At 72.4% G+C, this 16,379-nt stretch carries 15 protein-coding genes; 2 read left to right on the plus strand and 13 right to left on the minus strand.

The window, feature by feature from the left end:
* Together AAG827_RS19935 and AAG827_RS19940 are read right to left on the minus strand one after the other, a co-directional pair.
* On the minus strand, positions 1-748 hold a 748-nt coding region (locus AAG827_RS19935), incomplete at its 3' end, for a 3-isopropylmalate dehydrogenase (RefSeq protein ID WP_341927962.1).
* An 11-nt stretch (positions 749-759) separates the two neighbouring features.
* Positions 760-885: a hypothetical protein gene (locus AAG827_RS19940; RefSeq protein ID WP_341927963.1), complete on the minus strand. Its 126-nt coding sequence runs from the start codon at positions 883-885 to the stop codon at positions 760-762.
* Positions 886-1,267: 382 nt separating this feature from the next.
* Here AAG827_RS19940 and AAG827_RS19945 point away from each other — a divergent pair, with 382 nt between their 5' ends.
* On the plus strand, positions 1,268-1,834 hold the full coding sequence (locus AAG827_RS19945) for a class I SAM-dependent methyltransferase (RefSeq protein ID WP_341927964.1): 567 nt from the start codon (positions 1,268-1,270) through the stop codon (positions 1,832-1,834).
* Positions 1,835-1,954: 120 nt separating this feature from the next.
* Here AAG827_RS19945 and AAG827_RS19950 read toward each other — a convergent pair whose 3' ends face one another.
* The 11 genes from AAG827_RS19950 to AAG827_RS20000 form a co-directional block, all read right to left on the minus strand.
* A complete protein-coding gene (locus AAG827_RS19950) occupies positions 1,955-2,716 on the minus strand; it encodes an FHA domain-containing protein (protein WP_341927965.1) in 762 nt (253 codons plus the stop codon).
* Positions 2,713-3,990: a VWA domain-containing protein gene (locus AAG827_RS19955; protein WP_341927966.1), complete on the minus strand. Its 1,278-nt coding sequence runs from the start codon at positions 3,988-3,990 to the stop codon at positions 2,713-2,715. The genes AAG827_RS19950 and AAG827_RS19955 overlap by 4 nt, the downstream gene beginning before the upstream one ends.
* The gene (locus AAG827_RS19960; protein WP_341927967.1) at positions 3,983-5,212 is read right to left on the minus strand and encodes a protein phosphatase 2C domain-containing protein; all 1,230 of its coding nucleotides are present in this window, start codon (positions 5,210-5,212) and stop codon (positions 3,983-3,985) included. The genes AAG827_RS19955 and AAG827_RS19960 overlap by 8 nt, the downstream gene beginning before the upstream one ends.
* A complete protein-coding gene (locus AAG827_RS19965; protein WP_341927968.1) occupies positions 5,209-7,611 on the minus strand; it encodes a tetratricopeptide repeat protein in 2,403 nt (800 codons plus the stop codon). The genes AAG827_RS19960 and AAG827_RS19965 overlap by 4 nt, the downstream gene beginning before the upstream one ends.
* Positions 7,608-8,756: a hypothetical protein gene (locus AAG827_RS19970; protein WP_341927969.1), complete on the minus strand. Its 1,149-nt coding sequence runs from the start codon at positions 8,754-8,756 to the stop codon at positions 7,608-7,610. The genes AAG827_RS19965 and AAG827_RS19970 overlap by 4 nt, the downstream gene beginning before the upstream one ends.
* Positions 8,753-9,742 (minus strand): glutamate ABC transporter substrate-binding protein, encoded by a 990-nt coding sequence (locus AAG827_RS19975; RefSeq protein WP_341927970.1) that lies wholly within the window; start codon positions 9,740-9,742, stop codon positions 8,753-8,755. Before AAG827_RS19975 ends, AAG827_RS19970 begins: the two co-directional genes overlap by 4 nt.
* A complete protein-coding gene (locus tag AAG827_RS19980) occupies positions 9,739-11,052 on the minus strand; it encodes a hypothetical protein (RefSeq protein ID WP_341927971.1) in 1,314 nt (437 codons plus the stop codon). Before AAG827_RS19980 ends, AAG827_RS19975 begins: the two co-directional genes overlap by 4 nt.
* Positions 11,049-12,689: an AAA family ATPase gene (locus AAG827_RS19985; RefSeq protein ID WP_341927972.1), complete on the minus strand. Its 1,641-nt coding sequence runs from the start codon at positions 12,687-12,689 to the stop codon at positions 11,049-11,051. Before AAG827_RS19985 ends, AAG827_RS19980 begins: the two co-directional genes overlap by 4 nt.
* On the minus strand, positions 12,682-13,194 hold the full coding sequence (locus AAG827_RS19990; RefSeq protein WP_341927973.1) for a hypothetical protein: 513 nt from the start codon (positions 13,192-13,194) through the stop codon (positions 12,682-12,684). Before AAG827_RS19990 ends, AAG827_RS19985 begins: the two co-directional genes overlap by 8 nt.
* Before the next feature lie 25 nt (positions 13,195-13,219).
* Positions 13,220-14,473 (minus strand): toxic anion resistance protein, encoded by a 1,254-nt coding sequence (locus AAG827_RS19995; protein ID WP_341927974.1) that lies wholly within the window; start codon positions 14,471-14,473, stop codon positions 13,220-13,222.
* 92 nt (positions 14,474-14,565) lie between these two features.
* Positions 14,566-15,225 carry a hypothetical protein gene (locus tag AAG827_RS20000; RefSeq protein WP_341927975.1) on the minus strand — a complete coding sequence of 220 codons (660 nt, stop codon included), beginning with the start codon at positions 15,223-15,225 and terminating at the stop codon, positions 14,566-14,568.
* Between the two features lie 61 nt (positions 15,226-15,286).
* Here AAG827_RS20000 and AAG827_RS20005 point away from each other — a divergent pair.
* Positions 15,287-16,379, plus strand: a 1,093-nt coding sequence (locus tag AAG827_RS20005; RefSeq protein WP_341927976.1) for a PLP-dependent aminotransferase family protein, incomplete at its 3' end; no start/stop codon positions are given.

A 16,379-nucleotide genomic window follows, 5' to 3' on the forward strand; every position in this document is an offset into this window, starting at 1 on the left:
CGATCACGTCGAAGCGGGACGGGTCGGTCGTCATGAAGATCATGGCCGCGTCGATGTGCATGTAGTCGACCGTGACCTCGGGGAACTCGCGGGCGACCTCCTGGGTCAGGCGCCACCACACGGCCCCGGCGTTGACGAGCACGTTGGTCTTGTGGACCAGCGTCAGCTTCTTGCGCGGTCGGCGCTGCGCCCGGGCGAAGGCGTCACGCACGACGCGCTCGACACCGAAAGCGGTGTTGACCGAGACCTCGGTGGCGATCTCGTGCGGCGTGCCGACGCGCAGGGCGCCACCGTTGCCCGTGTAGGGGCCCTCGGTGCCCTCGCGGACGACCACGAAGTCGACCTCTCCCGGGTTGGCCAGGGGCGACACGACACCCGGGAAGATGCGCGACGGTCGCAGGTTGACGTAGTGGTCGAGCTCGAAGCGCAGGCGCAGCAGCAGCCCGCGCTCGAGGATGCCCGGCGGCAGGTTGGGGTCGTTGGGCTTGCCACCGACCGCCCCCAGCAGGATCGCGTCGTGCTCGCGGATCTCGGCGAGCACGGAGTCGGGCAGCACCTCGCCGGTCGCGAGGTAGCGCTCGGCACCGAGGTCGTAGCGGGTGGGCTCGAACTTCACGTCGGCCGGAGCCGCCACCTCGAGGACCTTGAGGGCCTCGGCGGTGACCTCCTGACCGATCCCGTCGCCAGGGATGACGGCGAGCTTGAGGGTGCCCTCCGAAAGGGGCGCGTGAGAGTCAGAGATGGTCATGGTGGGAGACGTTAGTTGTCGTCGGGGCGCTGGCCGCCGTTGTCTCGCAGATCAAGCGACGCCTGGACGGCCTCGTGGCTGCGCGGGTTCTCGGGGTTGTGGCTGGCCGGGCCCCACTCGGGGTACATGTCGTACATGGCGGATCTCCTGTGGATCTCGTGATCGGAAGACGTGAAGGGAGGTTCGTCTTCGCCCCGCCGCAGGTGGGTGCGGCTCACGGATCGCGTGAGGGGAGCTGACCGAAGCAGGATGCGGATCGCGCGGTGGCTGATCGGGATCCTGCGGCGGAGCGAGAGACTGAGCCCGAAACCGGGCAAGAGACCGTACGACGCCGCTCACCGCGACGAGGTGGCCTCTTGTGAGCAGTGGTTACTGCTGGGCCTCGCCGCGGCGTTCGATGAGTACGAATACGCTCCGCATGATGGCGTCAGCCTAGAGGCACCCGGCAGACCCCGGCCATGGGTTTTCACGATGTGTCCGCATGCCGAGACGCGCGTCCCATGATGAAAGACTCGATCCATGAGCGCCCCGCCCGACCTCCCCGACGTGGTGCACCGCGCCTTCGCCGTCTCCCGCAAGGCGGGATACGTCTCCTTCTGCCGCAACGAGACCGGCCGGCTGCTGGCCACCCTGGCCGCCACCCGCGAGGGCACGATGGCCGAGTTCGGCACCGGCTGCGGTGTCGGCACGGCGTGGTTGCGCTCGGGCGTGCGTGGCGAGGCCAAGATCATCAGCGCCGAGCTCAACGCCAAGCTGGCCACGGCGGCCGCCGAGATCTTCGTGGACGACCCCCAGGTCGAGGTGCTCGCCGCCGACTGGTCCACGCTCCTCGACAAGGGCCCCTTCTCGCTGCTGTTCCTCGACTCGGGTCAGCCGGGCGAGGTCGGGGTCGACGCCGTCGCCGACCTGGTCGAGCCGGGCGGCATCGTCGTGCTCGACGACTTCACCCCCTGCGAGGTGTGGCCCCCGATCACCGGCGGCCGCGTCGACACCCTGCGCGAGCAGTGGCTCACCGACGACCGGTTCACCACCGTCGAGGTCATGGTCGCCTCCGACGCCTCCACCCTCATCGCCACCCGCCGCTGACGCGGTCGTCCGCCGGCCGAGCCCCTCACTACTCGCTGGTCGAGCCCGAGGAGCGTCAGCGACGAGGCGTCGAGACGCGGTGAGCCGACGAGGCGGGTGCAACATCGCGCCGACTCGGCGTCAGACCTCGCCGTCGGTCGCCCGTCGTACGACGATCCGGGTCCAGGCGCCGACGTAGATCCGCTCGTCGGCGGCGATCTCCTTCTTCTGCCCCGGAGGCACCGGGGTGCCGGGGAGCGGGCCGACCGAGCCACCGACGTAGGTGCCGTTGGAGGACCCGAGGTCCTCGACCCACCAGCGCGTGCCGTCGGTGGTGAGCTGGGCGTGGCGGCGGCTGATGCCGTTGTCGGAGGAGAGGTCGATGTCGGGGGTGATGTTGCGGCTGCGGGAGGCCCGCCCGATCAGGATCGAGGTGTGCTTGAGCGGCACCACGATCGGGAGGCCGGGCGAGGGCAGCGGGTCGGTCGACTTCTGGTCGGTGTACCAGTCGGGGTCGATCCACACCTCCGCCACCCACGCGTCGGCCAGCTTCGGCGCCGGGTTGGCGTCCGCCGGCGCAGCAGGCGGCGTCGCGGGATCGGCCGAGGCCGAGGGAGCAGCCGGAGCCGTGCCGCTCGGCGGGGTCAGCGGCCGCGGCATGGTGCCGGTGGTGAAGTCGTAGCCGCACGCCTCGCAGAACAGCGCGTTGGCCGGGTTGACCGTGGAGCAGTGCGGGCAGGTCGACGACGAGGTGGGCAGGGTCCCCGTGGCCTCTCCCGGCGCAGGAGGAGCGGCCGGATCGGCCGGCGTCGACGACGCGGCCGGCGCCGCGCCCATGGCGATGCCGCAGACGTCGCAGTAGTCGGTGGCGGCGGTGTCGTGACCCGCCGGGCAGAGGTTCACTTCTTGATCCGCGTGGTCTTGGTCGATGCGGTGTCGAGCGCCATCTCGTCGGCCTTCTCGACGGCCGCCTTGAGCCGCACGGTGCCTTCCTTCTCGTCGTCGATGTCGACGACCTTGCGCAGCTTGGAGGTCGCCTCGTCGTTGCCCGTCTCGGCCGCGAGCTGGACGGCGCGCCCGAGCTTGGTGGTCGCGGTCGCGGCGTCGCCGGCGGCCTTGGCGGCCAGCCCCTCCTGGATCATCGAGGCCAGCTCGGTCTGCCCGGTGTAGTGGGCGACCTGCTGGTCGATGCGTGCGGTGAGCTCGGAGTTGTTGGACCAGGTCGCCTTGACCAGCGCCTGCGCCACGACGTTCTCCCCCAGGGCGACCTGCACCCGCGCGGCCAGCTGCTCCTGGCCGATCGCCTTGGCCGCGACCCGGACCGCGACGTGGTAGTCGCGGGACTCGTCGGCCCACGCGCCGGTGGGGTAGCCGCCGGTGAGCGGGTTGACCACGACCCGGCGGTCGGTGAGGTCCTCGACGGTCGGGGAGACCTGACGCACGAAGAGCACCTGGGCGCCCTGGGGAGCCCACACCCGCAGCTGGGCGTCGGAGACGCCGCGGGCCATCGAGCTGCGCATCATCTCCTCGAACTGTGCCTTCATCTGGGAGGGCTCCGGGATGATGTCGACGGTGCCGAGCAGCGCCTGCGAGATCCGGCGCACCTCCTCGACCTGCCAGTCGGTGCCGGCGCCTCGACAGTCGCACTGGAACACGCCGGTGGCGCGCTGGATGGCGGCGTCGAGCGCCCCGGGCTGCTCGCGGTTCTCGCCGTCGGTGAGCAGGATGGCGTGCTTCTGGGTGACACCCGGGACGGACGCGAAGAGCGTGCCCGCCAGGTCGAGCCAGGTGCCGATCGCGGTGCCGCCGCTGCCGACGAAGCGACCGATGGCGGCCCTCGCCTCCTCCCGGGTCCGGGCGTCCATCTGCACGAGTCCGGGACCCGAGGAGACCTGCGGGTAGGCGAGCATCGCGCGGTCGGAGCCGGCGATCACGGCGAACCAGGTGCCGTCGATGATCTCCGCGAGCGCGGCCTGGGCGGCCTGCTTGGCCGCGGCCATCGTCTGCGGTCCCATCGAGCCGGAGGTGTCGACGATGATGATCTCGCCGGCCGCTCCCCCGCCGGACCGACCAGCCGTCCCCGCTCCCGCGCAGGTCACGGTGACGATCGCGTTGACGTCCGTGCCCCCGTCGGGCAGGAACTCGTTCTGGTAGACGGCGGCGGTGAACTCAGCCATGGGTCTCCTCCTGGGGTGCGGCGGCCTGGGGTGCGGGTACGACGGCGGGGTCGGCGGTCTCGACATGCTGCCCAGCAACGGGCCCGTCCACGCGTGCGAGCGTGACGGTGATGTTGTCGATCCCGCCCTGGGCGTTGGCGAAGTCGGTGAGCGCGAGGGCGAGGGCGGCCGGGTCGGTGGCGCCGCTGATCCGGACCTGCGCCTGCAGCGCCTCGGGCTCGGAGGCGTAGTTCCACAAGCCGTCGGAGCACACGAGCAGCCACCCCGGCTCGGTGAGCCGGAGCTGCCCGACGCGCGGGGCGAGGTCGCGGGCGTCGCGCCCGAGCCACTTGGTGATGGCGTGCGCCTGGGGCGAGGTCTCGGCCTGCGTGCGCGAGATGCCGGCGGCGATCATCTGCTGGGCCACCGAGTCGTCCTCGGAGAGCTGCACACCGGGACCGCCGTCGGGCAGCCAGTAGGCGCGGGAGTCGCCGACGTTGGCGTAGGACACCAGGCCGTGCTCCAGCACGGCGACCACGAACGTCGCCGAGGCCGGGTTGGGCGAGTCGGGTGCGGTGGCAGCGATGACGGCCGCGTTGGCGACCGCCACCGTGTCGGTGAAGACCTTGGTGACCGCGGCCAGCCGGCCGTCGGGCGTGCCCATCCCCTGCGGGAGCGGGCTGCGCAGGTGGTCACGCGCCGCCCGGGCGCCGGCCAGCGACGCCACGTCGGAGTCGAGGGAGCTGGAGACGCCGTCGAGGACGACGAGCACGGCCCGCTCCCCCGCCGTGGCGGACGCCGAGAGTGCCATCGCGTCCTCGTTGCGGGTGTGCCGGATGCCACGGTCGCAGACTCCGGCCACCCAGGCGGCGGGCGCCTCGCGGAAGTGGTCGCGCTCGCTGGGTGCCTTGGTGCCGCACTGCTCGCAGTAGCCGTCGGGTCCGACCGAGCCACCGCAGCTGCGACACGGCACGCGCCCGGTCACGGGCGCCGGTCCCGCGGCCGGGACCGGCCGGGTGGCGGCACTGATCGGCGCGACCTCGTCGATCGGGCTGTCACCCTCGACGGGGGCAGCGCCCTGCAGCGAGACCGGGCGGGCGCTGGGGTCGACCGGCGCCGGTGCGCCGAGGGAGGCCCCGCAGTTCTCGCAGAAGAGCGTTCCGGCCGGCATCGCGGCCGCGCAGGACGGACAGGTCTGCCCGCCGGGCACCGGAGCGGCGGCGGGGATCGGGGTCTCGGTCATGTCAGCGTCCACATCCGTACGGCGTTGGCCTGGTTGACGAGCTCGACGCGGGCCTTGACGTCGGTCGCGTCGCGCGCCAGCGCCCGGTAGGACCGCTCGAGCCCGTCGCGCAGCCCGGCCTCGGTGGCCGGGTGGGTGCCCACCTTCGCATCCGGGCGCGCGCTGCCGGCCAGCACCACGTCGAGCGCCTGGCTCAGGATCTTGACGGTGTAGGTCTCGCGCGTGCGCGGATCCATCGGCACCGACCCGATGCTGCCCATCGCCTGGTCCAGCAGGGCGAGGTCGCCCGAGCCGCCGCTGAGCAGCACGTCGGCGCGCAGCTGACGGCTCTCGGGGAAGCCACGGCTGGTCGAGGGCACCTGGTCGAGGGCCGCGATCGCACCCGTCATGTCGTGGCGGCGGGCGCGCACCCGGGCCATGCCGAAGGCCGCCGGAGCGACGTAGTTGGCGTCGGTCGCGGCACAGGTGGCGTAGAGCCCCTCGGCGACGTCGCCCTGCTGGCCGCGCTCGCACGCGACCGCCAGCGCGAGCTTGGGGGCCAGCTCACCGGGCACCTGCTGGTAGACCGCGTTGAACGACGCCTTGGCGGTGTCCCAGTCCTCGAGCTGCAGCGCCGCGAGGCCGTCGACCCACAGCGCTCGCCACTCCCACGGGTCCTGGGCGAGCAGGTCCGCGGCATAGGCACGGGCCCGGGCCGGCTGCTCCAGCTCCAGGGCCGCCTTCGCCCGCGCCAGCCACACCTCGGCGCTGCTCTCGGGGGCGTCCTCGAGGTCCTTGAGCCGCTGGGCCGGGTCGTCGGAGCCGATCGTCGCCAGCCAGGCGTGCTGGTCGTCGGTCGTGTCCTCGCGCAGCGCCGGCAGCTGCGACCAGGACAGGGCGGACGTCGAGGACGACGGCGGCTCGAAGAGCAGCGAGGCGGCCGAGGTGAGCGCCGTGCCCTGGGTCCGCGCCGCGACGACCTCGCGCAGCACGCCGAGCAGCTGCGTGCGCAGCTCGTCGGCCGAGGCGAAGCGGTCGGCCGGGTCGGCCGCGCAGCACTTGGCCACCAGCCAGTAGAACGAGTCGTAGCGGGCGAAGAGCGGAGTGGTCGCCGGCGGCGGCAGGGTGTGGAGGTAGGTCCCCTGGTAGCCGCGGAACTCCATGCACAGCACCACGAGCGTGCGACCGATCGTGTAGATGTCGGAGGCCACGCTCGGCCCGACCTCGGCGACCTCGGGCGCCTGGTAGCCGACCGTGCCGTAGATCGCCGACTCCTCGTCGTCGATGCGGCGCACACCGCCGAGGTCGATCAGCTTGACCGCGTCGCCGACCTGGATCAGGTTGTCGGGCTTGAAGTCGCAGTAGACCAGCCCGAGGTCGTGGAGGTACTGGAAGGCGGGCAGCACCTCGAGGATGAAGGCCAGAGCCTGGTCGACCGGCAGCGCGTCGTAGACCCCGTTGTTGGCGGTCATGCGCGCCTTGAGGATCTGCTTGAGCGACTTGCCGCCGACGTACTCCATGACGATGTAACCCGCACCCTCGTGGGTGACGAAGTTGTAGATCTCGACGATCAGCGGGTGCTCGACCTGGGCGAGGAACTGCTGCTCGGCGATCGCCGCGGCGAGCGCGTCGGGGTCACCGGAGTTGAGCAGGCCCTTGAGCACCACCCAGCGGTCGGAGACGTTGCGGTCCTTGGCGAGGTAGATCCAGCCGAGGCCACCGTGCGCGATGGCGCCGACCATCTCGTACTGCCCGCCGACGAGGTCGCCGGGCTGGAGCTTGGGCGAGAAGGAGAACTCCTGGCCGCACTGGGGGCAGAAGCCCTCGGTGCGCCCGGGCTGCCCGTCGCGCGAGCGGCCGATCTTGGTGCCGCACTTGGAGCAGCTGCGCTTGTCCTCGGGGACCTGCGGGTCCGGGTTGATCGCCTTGCTGGCGTCGACCGGCGGCGCGGGCGGTACGACGGTCAGGCCCGCCCCCAGGCGGGCGGCACGCATGCGCTGGGAGCCCGCGCGGGTGCGCCGCGTCGACGAGGTGCCCCGAGCACGGGCGGACCCGATCGCGGCCGACTGCACCTTGCTGGCCGACGTCGCGACCGACACCTCCCCACCCGACAGCGGCTGGCTCTCCCCCGCCGCCGCCGCGACGGACGCCGCGCCACCGGGCGCGCCGGCCATGCCGCAGGTGTCGCAGTAGCCGTCGGCGATGGTGCCGCTGCAGCCGGGCTGGGTGCACCTCGCGCCGTCGCTCGCCGCGACCGCGACCGGGGCGATCCCCGGCGACGGCGAGGAGGAGGCGGTCGAGGGGGCAGAGGCAGCCGAGGCTGCGGCCGCACCCGGCGCAGCGGCCATGCCGCACACGTCGCAGTAGCCGTCGGCGATCGTGCCCGTGCAGCCGGGCTGGGTGCAGGTGGGGGCGCTCATGCGGTCTCCCTCGATCTCGCGGCGGCGTCGCCGAGCTGGGTGAGCCAGGTCTGGTAGGTCGTGACGAGCTGACGGCACACGGCCATCGGGGCCGGCTCGCGGGCGAGCACGTCGCGGGCCCGCTGCTCGCTGTCGCGCAGGTCGGGCCGGTCGACGAGCCCCAGCGCTGTCGCCTTGGCGACGTAGGCGTCGAGGAGCTCGAGCAGCTCGGTGCGCTCGGCCAGCGCGGCGGCGTACTTCTCCTGCGCGAGCGACATGGCCTGGCCGACGCGGTCGAGACGGTCGAGGTAGGGGCCGATCGCCTCGGGGGTGTTGGGGATCGGCCCGAGCATGTCGACGTCGGGGACGGCGTAGCGCGGGGCCGGGTCGACCGTGCGAACGCAGGTGTCGGCGAGGTGGGTGAGTGCGGCCTCACGGGCCTCGAGGTCGGCACGCAGCTCGCGGGCCTTCTGCACCTGGTCGCGCGCGTCACGGCGGCGGGCGTTGCCGACGATCAGGTCGCGCTCGAAGCGGGTCGCGTCGATCTCGATCGGGCCGAGGAGGCCTCCGACGTCGGCGCCGCGCGAGGCCTTGTCGGCGATCTCCTGGAGCCGGGCCATCAGGCCCGCGAGCTCGTCGACGGCCGCGTCGCGCTGGGCGGCCGGCTCGAGGCCGACCTGGTCGCGCAGCCGCTCGACCTGCGCGCGCAGCTGCTTGATCCGGGCCGCCGAGGCATCCGCTCCGGGCACCAGCGAGAGGCGGGTGCGCAGCTGGCCCGCGAGTGCGTCGGAGAGCCGGCACGCCTCGGGCAGCGACACGACGAGGTCACCGGGCAGCGTGGTGGCACCGTCGAGGCGTCCCCAGATCAGCGTGGCGATCTTGGCCCGCTCGGCCTCGAGCACGCGGCCGCCGTCCCAGGTCGCGAAGACCAGCTGGTAGCGGTCGGACACGGCCTTCCACAGCGCCAGCGACAGGGCCATGTCGGCGGCCACGTCGGCGCCGCGGTTGGCGGCCAGCGCGGCGGAGTCGAGGTCGTCGAGCTCCGTGCGCCGTCCGCGGACCCAGGCCTCGAGGGCGACCAGGTAGTCCTGGAGCAGCGCGGGCTCGACGGCCTGGCCGATCCGACCGGGGGCGACGGGCGCGGTGAGGGTCGTCGGGAGGGTCACGGGGTGCGCCCGTAGATCGGCTGGGGCTGTCCGGCGCCCTGGCCCAGGGTCGGCTGGAGCCACTGGACGTAGCTCGCCCGCCAGCTGCCGTCGGTGCGCATCCGCTCGAGGATGCCGTTGACGAAGCGCACCAGGTCGACGTCGTCGTCGTTGATGCCGATGCCGTAGGGCTCGTCGGTGAAGGTCTCCTGCTCGGGCACGACGGCGTAGGGGTCCTGGGCCGCGAGCCCGGCGAGCACGGTGTCGTCGCCGGTGATGGCGTCGACGTCCCCCTGCTGGAACTTCACCAGGCACCCGGTGTGGCTGCCCGCCGGCACCACGACCGCCCCGGGGGCGAGGCGCTCGATGTTGTCGAGGCTGGACGTGCCGGACGGCGCGCAGACCCGCACACCGTCGAGCTCGTCGACGGAGTCGACGCCCTCGTCGGCCAGGTCCTGACGGACCATGAGCTTCTGGCCGGAGCGGTAGTACTCCGCCGAGAACGCGATGTCCTCCCAGCGGGTGCAGTTGATCGTCATGTTGCGCACGACGATGTCGACGTCCCGCGACTGCAGCAGCGGGATCCGGTCGCCGGCGGTGATCACGCGCAGCTGGATGAACCGCGGGTCGTCGCTGCCGAAGATCGCGCGAGCGACCTGCTTGACGAAGTCGATGTCGAAGCCCTCGATCTGCCCGTTGAACGGGTTGCGCGAGGCCATCAGGTAGGTGTCGGCCGAGACGCCCGCGATGAGGCGGCCGCGCTCGCGGATGGCGGCCATCGTGGAGCCGGCCGGGAGCTCGCTGGGTCCGGGCAGGGCGCCGGTCGGGGCGTAGGAGGCCGTGGCCTCACCACACTCCGGCGGCGTGGTCGGCTGGGTGATGGGCGTGCCCTCCGCGGCCGGGGGCTCGGGCACGCGGGTGGCGTCGTAGCCCCCGCAGCCGGTGAGCAGACCGGCGAGGAGCAGACCGGTGAGGGCCTGCGCCCGGGTGGATCGGCGCGCGCTCATGCGTACTCCCTGCGTCGCTGGGCGATGCCCCACGTCGCGGCTCCCGCGGCCGCGAGCCCGACCAGCAGGCTCACGGAGACGAGCATCAGCGCCGTGAAGGCACCGGAGCGCAGGCTGTCGGTCGTGCGGAAGGCGGCGTCGTCGATGACCTGCTGCGAGGCACTGTCGAACGCGTCGAGCGCCTGCGACGATCCGCCGGCCTCCGTCGTCGTGGCCTCCGCCACCGCGTCGTCCCAGCTGCCGGCCTCGTCGAGGGAGACGACCTCCGCGTGGCGGGCGGCGTAGGCCTCCCAGAGCGGCAGGGTCTCCGGTGACGATGCGCCACCGGCCTTGTCGGCGGCGGTCGTCCAGGCCGACTCGTAGGCATCGCCCGATCCGCGGGCGATCAGCCGCAGGCTCTCGTTGGCCTTGGCGTCGTTGGCCGCCGTGCGGGCCGACGCCTCGTCGAGCGCGAGCGCGAAGTCGCCCGCGCGCAGGTCGTCGTTGTCACCGGAGCGTTGAGCGCTGACGAACGTGCCGAAGAGCGTGACGACCAGGATCATCAGCGCGGCGACAGCCAGGCCCTTGTTGATGGCTCTGCGGAAGCGGCGCGCCATCTGGCGGTTGACCCACCACAGCAGCAGGATCGCCACGGCACCGGTCAGGAAGAGCGGCAGCGTGTTCTGCCCGTCGAGCTCGGTGTCGGCCCGCTCGGTGTTGGCGCGCACCAGCGACTGGAGGATCCGCACCGCGTCGGTGCGCAGACCGGCGCTGGCGCCCTTGAGGTACTCGGCACCGACGGGGAAGCCCTGACGGTTGTTGTCCCGGGCCTGCGCGTTGGTCGTGGCGTACGCCGCCACCTCGGTGTTGAGGGCCGCCAGCGCCTCGCGGTCGGCCGGCTGTGCCTCCGCGGCGTCGGTGATCTGACGCAGCACCATGTCGAGCGCCGCGTCGTACTCCGCCCGCTGGTCGGCCGGCTCGAGGCCGCCGATGAGGAAGGCGTTGGTGGCGAGCGCGTCGGCGCGGAACAGCGAGGACTGGATCTGCTGGACCCGCACCAGCTGCTCGGTGTTGTCGGCGGCGCGACCCGTGGCCTGCCAGGCGAGCAGCTGGAACAGCGCCGCGAGCACTCCGAAGGCCACGCACGTGGCGACCGCGATCGCCTGCCAGCGGGTGAGCAGCCGGGGCACGTCCTCGGTCGTGCCGGTCGGGCGACCGGCGAGGCGGGCGCGCAGATCGACGCGCGTGGCCGCGGTGGCGACGCCGGGAGGTGCGGGGACCGGGGCCGCCCGGGGCACGGGGGCCGGGGTCGGGGCCTGGGCCTGGCTCATGCGGGCTCCTCCTCGGCGGGGGTCTCAGCGGGGGTGGTCCCAGCAGGGTTGGTCTCGGCCGTGGGCTCGGCCACCTCGTGAGGAGCGACGTCGCCCACCTCGGGCGCGGGGTCCCACTCGACCGGCTCGGTCGGGCCGTCGGCGACGACCGGGTCGAGGTCGTCGGCCTCGAGGGTGCGCAGCTGCTCGAGGGTCGGGGCGTCGATGTCGCGCAGCCGCCAGGCGTGACGACCGATGGCGGCCTCGAGGACGTTGCGGACGTAGCGCGCGTTGCCGAACTGCGGGCCGCGCTGCACGGCAACGAGCAGCTCGCGCAGCCGGTCGAGGACCGGGTCGCCGGCGTCGTACTCGGCGCCGGAGGCCATGACACCGAAGATCTTCACCAGCTCGTCGTCGGTGTAGTCCGCGAAGTCGATCTGGGTGCGGAAGCGGCTCTCGAGCCCGGGGTTCTGCGCGATGAAGACCTCCATCGGCACGGGATAGCCCGCGACGATCACGACCAGGTCGTCGCGCTTGTCCTCCATCTCCTTGACCAGCGTGTCGACGGCCTCCTGGCCGTACTGGTCCCCGGCGAGCGAGTAGGCCTCGTCGATGAAGAGCACGCCCCCCTCGGCGGACTTCACGACGTCGGCGGTCTTCATCGCGGTCTGGCCCAGGAAGCCGGCGACGAGCTCGGAGCGGTCGACCTCGACGAGCTGGCCCCTCGAGAGCAGACCGAGCGCGCGGTAGATGCCGGCGACCAGCCGGGCCACCGTGGTCTTGCCGGTGCCGGGGTTGCCGTTGAAGATCATGTGCCGGGTGATGGTCGGCGAGGTGAGGCCGGCGTCCTTGCGCAGCCCCTCGACGCGCAGGATGGCCGCCTGGCGGTGGATCTCGGCCTTGACGTCGGTCAGGCCGACGAGCGTGTCGAGCTCGGCGAGGAGCTCCTCCACGCTCTTGGGCTCCGGCTCCGGCTCGGCGGGCTCCTCGACCTTCTCCCGCTCGACCGGCCCCGTCGGCTCGGCCGGTGGGGGCTGGGTGGCGATGGGGTCGCCCGACGGGTCGTCCCCGGGCGGGACCGGGTCGGCCCACACGTCGGCCCGAGCATCGTTCTGCTGGAGGTCGAGGTTGAGCAGCTTGTCCTGGACGTTCTCGAGCTGGTCCATCATCTGCGCGAGGAAGTGGTCGCCGGTGCGCGCCTGCTCGTGCGGCTGCGTGAGGTCGAGACCGGTGCCGTCGGTCGTCGTGGGCACCGGGGTCGGCGTGGCCTCGCCGAGCTGGGCGGCCGCCGCCGTGGCGGCGTTGCCGACGGTGCGCGGGTTCTCCTCCCCCAGCGAGGCAGCGGCCAGGGCGACGTCCGCCAGCGCCTTCGCGTACGACGGAGCGTGCGGCGAGCGGGCCAGCGCGAGGCCGTTCATGGCCGGGGTGGGCGCCGAGCGGTAGCGACGCCCCCGCGACGCCGCGTCCATGAAGTCCTCGGACGAGCGGGCGCGCCCGGTCTGCTCGGACCAGTCGACGAAGGCCCCCCGGGCCGGCTCGGCGATGGTCGCGGCCAGGCACTCCCCCTCACGGCGGGCCGTCGCGGCGTCGACGCCAGCGGTGGCGGCGACCGCGGCCAACGCGTCGAGGGCGGAGGAGAGGCTGAGGACGTCAGTCATGCGGGGATCCCAGGGTGAGGTCGGTGCCACCCGAGTGGCCGAACTTGCTCTTGAGGAACATGCCATGGGCCAGCAGCGCCTGCGCGTCGGCGCGGTTGGCGGCGTCGAAGATCTGGTCCATGGTGGCGCCCAGGAGCTCGAGCTGGTCGATGAGGACCATCAGCGAGGTCTTGTAGCCGTCGATCGGGCGGGTGTCCGCCCACTCGCGCGGCAGCCGGAGGTAGCCGCCGACCGCCTCGGGCAGGTAGTCGGTCGCCGTCGCGACGACCGAGTAGCTCTCCATGCTGCCCAGCCCGAGGTGCCGCAGGCGCGGCAGCGTGTCGTTGATGGTGCGGGCGATCCGGATGACGCGCGAGGTGACCACCGGAGGGGCGTTGCCCTCGCTGAGCATCGCGTTGACCCGGTTGAGCGAGGCGAGGATGTCCTGCTCGGTCGGCGCAGCGGGCACCGACGAGACCGGCTCGTCGCTCCTGCGTCGTCGTTGCAGCCATGACTTGAGACTCACGCTGTCCTCGGGCCTCGGGGGTTGCTCAGAGCGTCGGGACGGAGGAGAGGTCGAGGGTGCCGGTGGCGTTGCGGGCATCGTGGGCCTGGACCCGCTCGAGGTAGGAGCGCGACTTCACGACCTCGGTCTCGAGCACGCCGATCGTCGCCGCCATGTTGTCGAGCGCCTTGAGCTTGAACTCGTCGATGGAGTCCATCGTGGCGTAGATGTTGGCGAAGGCCGCCTGCAGCTGCTCCATGCCGATCGTCGAGGAGGCGGCCTGCTCCTGGATCGCAGCGCTGCTCTCCTTCAGCATCTCCGAGGTGCGCTGGATCATGGTGGACGTCGTGGTGTTGAGCGCGGTGATCTGGTCGAGCACGAGCTTCTGGTTGCCCAGTGCCTGCGCCACGATGACCGCCGTGCGCAGCGCGGAGATCGTCGTCGTCGAGGCGCGGTCGACGCCCTTGATGAGCTCGATGTTGTTCTTGATGATGATGTCGATCGCGAGATAGCTCTGGATCGACACCGCGAGCTGGGTGAGCAGGTCCTGGTGCTTCTGACGCACGTAGAACAGCACGTCCTGGCTGAGCGCCTTGGCGGCCTCGGGGTCGGAGAGCTCGAGCTCGGCGATCTTGGCCGACAGCTTGGCGTCGAGACGCTCGGCGACGTAGACGTACTGGTTGAGCCGGCCCATCACCGCCCAGAGGTTGGTCTTCTCCAAGTTGAGCGCGACGTTGTCCTTGGTGAGCTCGTCCTGGCCGTTGCGCAGGGCGTGCAGGATCCCGTTGAGCTGGCTCTGGCTGGACTGGTACTTGCGGAAGTAGTCCTCGACCTTGTCGCCGAAGGGCAGCCAGTCCATGAACTTGCGGGCGCCCTTGGCCTCGCTGGGGTCGAGGTCCTCGACGGTGCGGCGCAGCTCGAGGAGGGTCTTGCCGACCTCGGAGCCCTGCGAGAGCCCACCCTCCTTGAGGGCACGGACCGGCTGGTTGAGCATCCGGTTGGACGTCTCGGCCGCCTTGCGGATGTCGGCGTCGCCCATCGTGCGCACGCTCTCGGCCTGCGCGGCGAACTCCGGGCTGCGGCTCGCGGCGCTGGTCAGCGCGCTCATGAAGGTGTCGACCTTGGTGTCGAGCTCGGGGATCGCCTCGGCCGAGACCTGCGGCGCCATCTTGGGCGCCTGCGTCTCGATGACCAGGGCGGGCGGTGCCGGGGCGGTGAGGGTGATCACCGGCTCGGGCGGAGCCAGGGGTGCGGGCGCCGCGGCAGCAGCGTCGTTCTCGGGACCGGGTGAAGTCGTCATGCTGCCTCCGCGTGCTCGGACTGGACTGGCCGACTGGACTGGCCGACTGGGCCCGTCGGCGGCAGTCTGTCACGGCGGAGAAGGAGACGTCTCTAACCCTCGAGGTCGACGACGAAGATCGGCAGCAGCACCTGGGTGATCGGACCGATGGCGAGGGCGAAGACGATCGTCCCGATGCCCAGCACCCCGCCCAGGAGCAGGCCGATGAGCACCACGCCGACCTCGAGCAGCGTCCGCACCAACCGGATCGAGAGTCCTGTGCGCCGCGCGAGACCGGTCATCAGCCCGTCGCGCGGACCACGGCCGAGCTGGGCGCCGATGTAGAGCGCCGTGGCCAGCCCGCAGGTCAGCACGCCGGCCACCATGAGCGCGATCCGCAGCGCCATCGCGTCGGGGCGGTCGAGGACCAGCAGGGTCGCGTCGGCGGCGAGGCCGACGACGACCGCGTTGGAGATGGTGGCGAGGCCCGGCATCTCCTTGAGCGGGATCCAGAGCACGAGCACGACGAAGCTCATCAGGACGACAGCCTGTCCGAGCGTGATCGGCACGTGCCGGATCAGTCCGGAGTGCAGCACGTCCCAGGGCGCCAGGCCGAGGTCGGCCCGCACCATCATCGCCAGCGAGGCGCCGTAGACCACCAGGCCGACGTAGAGCAGCGGCAGCCGCACGGCCAGCCGACCGGCGCGCAGCTGGGCGATCGGCCCCAGCTCGGCGAGCGGCACGGTGGCGGCTGGGGTCTGGCTGAGCGTCATGCGACCAGCCTGCGCCAGATTGGCCCTTGATCAAATAGCCAATCGTGAGACAGTGGACTGCATGGGCACGTCCACCATCTCCGCCGCGCGCACGGCCGTCCTGGTCGGCGCCTTCGACCGCTCCCCCGCCTACGCCGGCCTCGCCGACGCGCTGCGGCTGCTCATCGGGGACGGTCGTATCGGGCTGGGCACCCGCCTGCCCAGCGAGCGCGAGCTGACCGAGGCGCTCGGCGTGTCGCGCACCACGGTCACCCGGGCCTACGCCGCGCTGCGCGAGAGCGGCTATGCCGAGGCCCGCCAGGGCTCCGGCACCTTCACCCGCGTGCCGGGTGGCCGCACCCGCGCCCACGACCGGTCCCTGTTGCCCAGCTCGGGCGACCGCGAGGCCATCGACCTCAACTGCGCCGCGGCGTCGGCGCCCCCCGGCGTCGCCCAGGCCTACGCCGAGGCAGCGGCCGAGCTGCCCGCCTACCTGGGGGGTCACGGCTACTTCCCCGCCGGGCTGCCCGAGCTGCAGGCCGCCATCGCGGCGACGTACGACGCCCGCGGGCTGCCGACGGCGCCCGAGCAGGTCATGGTGACGCCCGGTGCGCTCTCGGCGGCCGCGATCGTCGCGCAGGCCTTCACCGGGGTCGGCGACCGGGTGCTCGTCGAGTCGCCGGTCTATCCCAACGCCACCTTGTCGATCCGGCAGAGCGGGGCGCGGCTGGCCGGCGTGCCCGTCGACCCCGACGGATGGGACCTCGGGGCGGTCGCGACCGCACTGCGTGAGACCTCACCGCGGCTGGCCTACCTGATCCCGGACTTCCAGAACCCCACCGGGCACCTCATGAGCGAGGCCCAGCGCGAGGACTACGCCGCGCTGCTGCGGCGCGCGCGGACGGTCGCGGTCGTGGACGAGGCACACCAGGCGCTGGCGCTGGACGGCCAGCCGATGCCGCGCCCCTTCGCCGCCTTCGCACCCGACACGATCACCATCGGCAGCGCCAGCAAGACCTTCTGGGGCGGTCTGCGGCTCGGCTGGATCCGCTCCCCCGAGGGGCAGATGGAGCGGCTCACCGGCGCCCGCGTGGGCCTCGACCTCGGCGCACCGGTCATGGAGCAGCTCGTCCTCGCCCGACTGCTGGCCCGGGGCGAGGAGGTCGTCGTCGCGC

It is taken from the genome of Nocardioides psychrotolerans, from assembly GCF_943371775.1.
Taxonomy (GTDB): domain Bacteria; phylum Actinomycetota; class Actinomycetes; order Propionibacteriales; family Nocardioidaceae; genus Nocardioides; species Nocardioides psychrotolerans_A.

What these genes read in the sequence shown, in the direction of transcription:
- AAG827_RS19940 (WP_341927963.1), bottom strand. Translation starts at nt 885, where the DNA reads ATGTACGACATGTACCCCGAGTGGGGCCCGGCCAGCCACAACCCCGAG.
- AAG827_RS19945 (WP_341927964.1), top strand. Translation starts at nt 1,268, where the DNA reads ATGAGCGCCCCGCCCGACCTCCCCGACGTGGTGCACCGCGCCTTCGCC.
- AAG827_RS19955 (WP_341927966.1), bottom strand. Translation starts at nt 3,990, where the DNA reads ATGGCTGAGTTCACCGCCGCCGTCTACCAGAACGAGTTCCTGCCCGAC.
- AAG827_RS19960 (WP_341927967.1), bottom strand. Translation starts at nt 5,212, where the DNA reads ATGACCGAGACCCCGATCCCCGCCGCCGCTCCGGTGCCCGGCGGGCAG.
- AAG827_RS19965 (WP_341927968.1), bottom strand. Translation starts at nt 7,611, where the DNA reads ATGAGCGCCCCCACCTGCACCCAGCCCGGCTGCACGGGCACGATCGCC.
- AAG827_RS19975 (WP_341927970.1), bottom strand. Translation starts at nt 9,742, where the DNA reads ATGAGCGCGCGCCGATCCACCCGGGCGCAGGCCCTCACCGGTCTGCTC.
- AAG827_RS19980 (WP_341927971.1), bottom strand. Translation starts at nt 11,052, where the DNA reads ATGAGCCAGGCCCAGGCCCCGACCCCGGCCCCCGTGCCCCGGGCGGCC.
- AAG827_RS19985 (WP_341927972.1), bottom strand. Translation starts at nt 12,689, where the DNA reads ATGACTGACGTCCTCAGCCTCTCCTCCGCCCTCGACGCGTTGGCCGCG.
- AAG827_RS19995 (WP_341927974.1), bottom strand. Translation starts at nt 14,473, where the DNA reads ATGACGACTTCACCCGGTCCCGAGAACGACGCTGCTGCCGCGGCGCCC.
- AAG827_RS20000 (WP_341927975.1), bottom strand. Translation starts at nt 15,225, where the DNA reads ATGACGCTCAGCCAGACCCCAGCCGCCACCGTGCCGCTCGCCGAGCTG.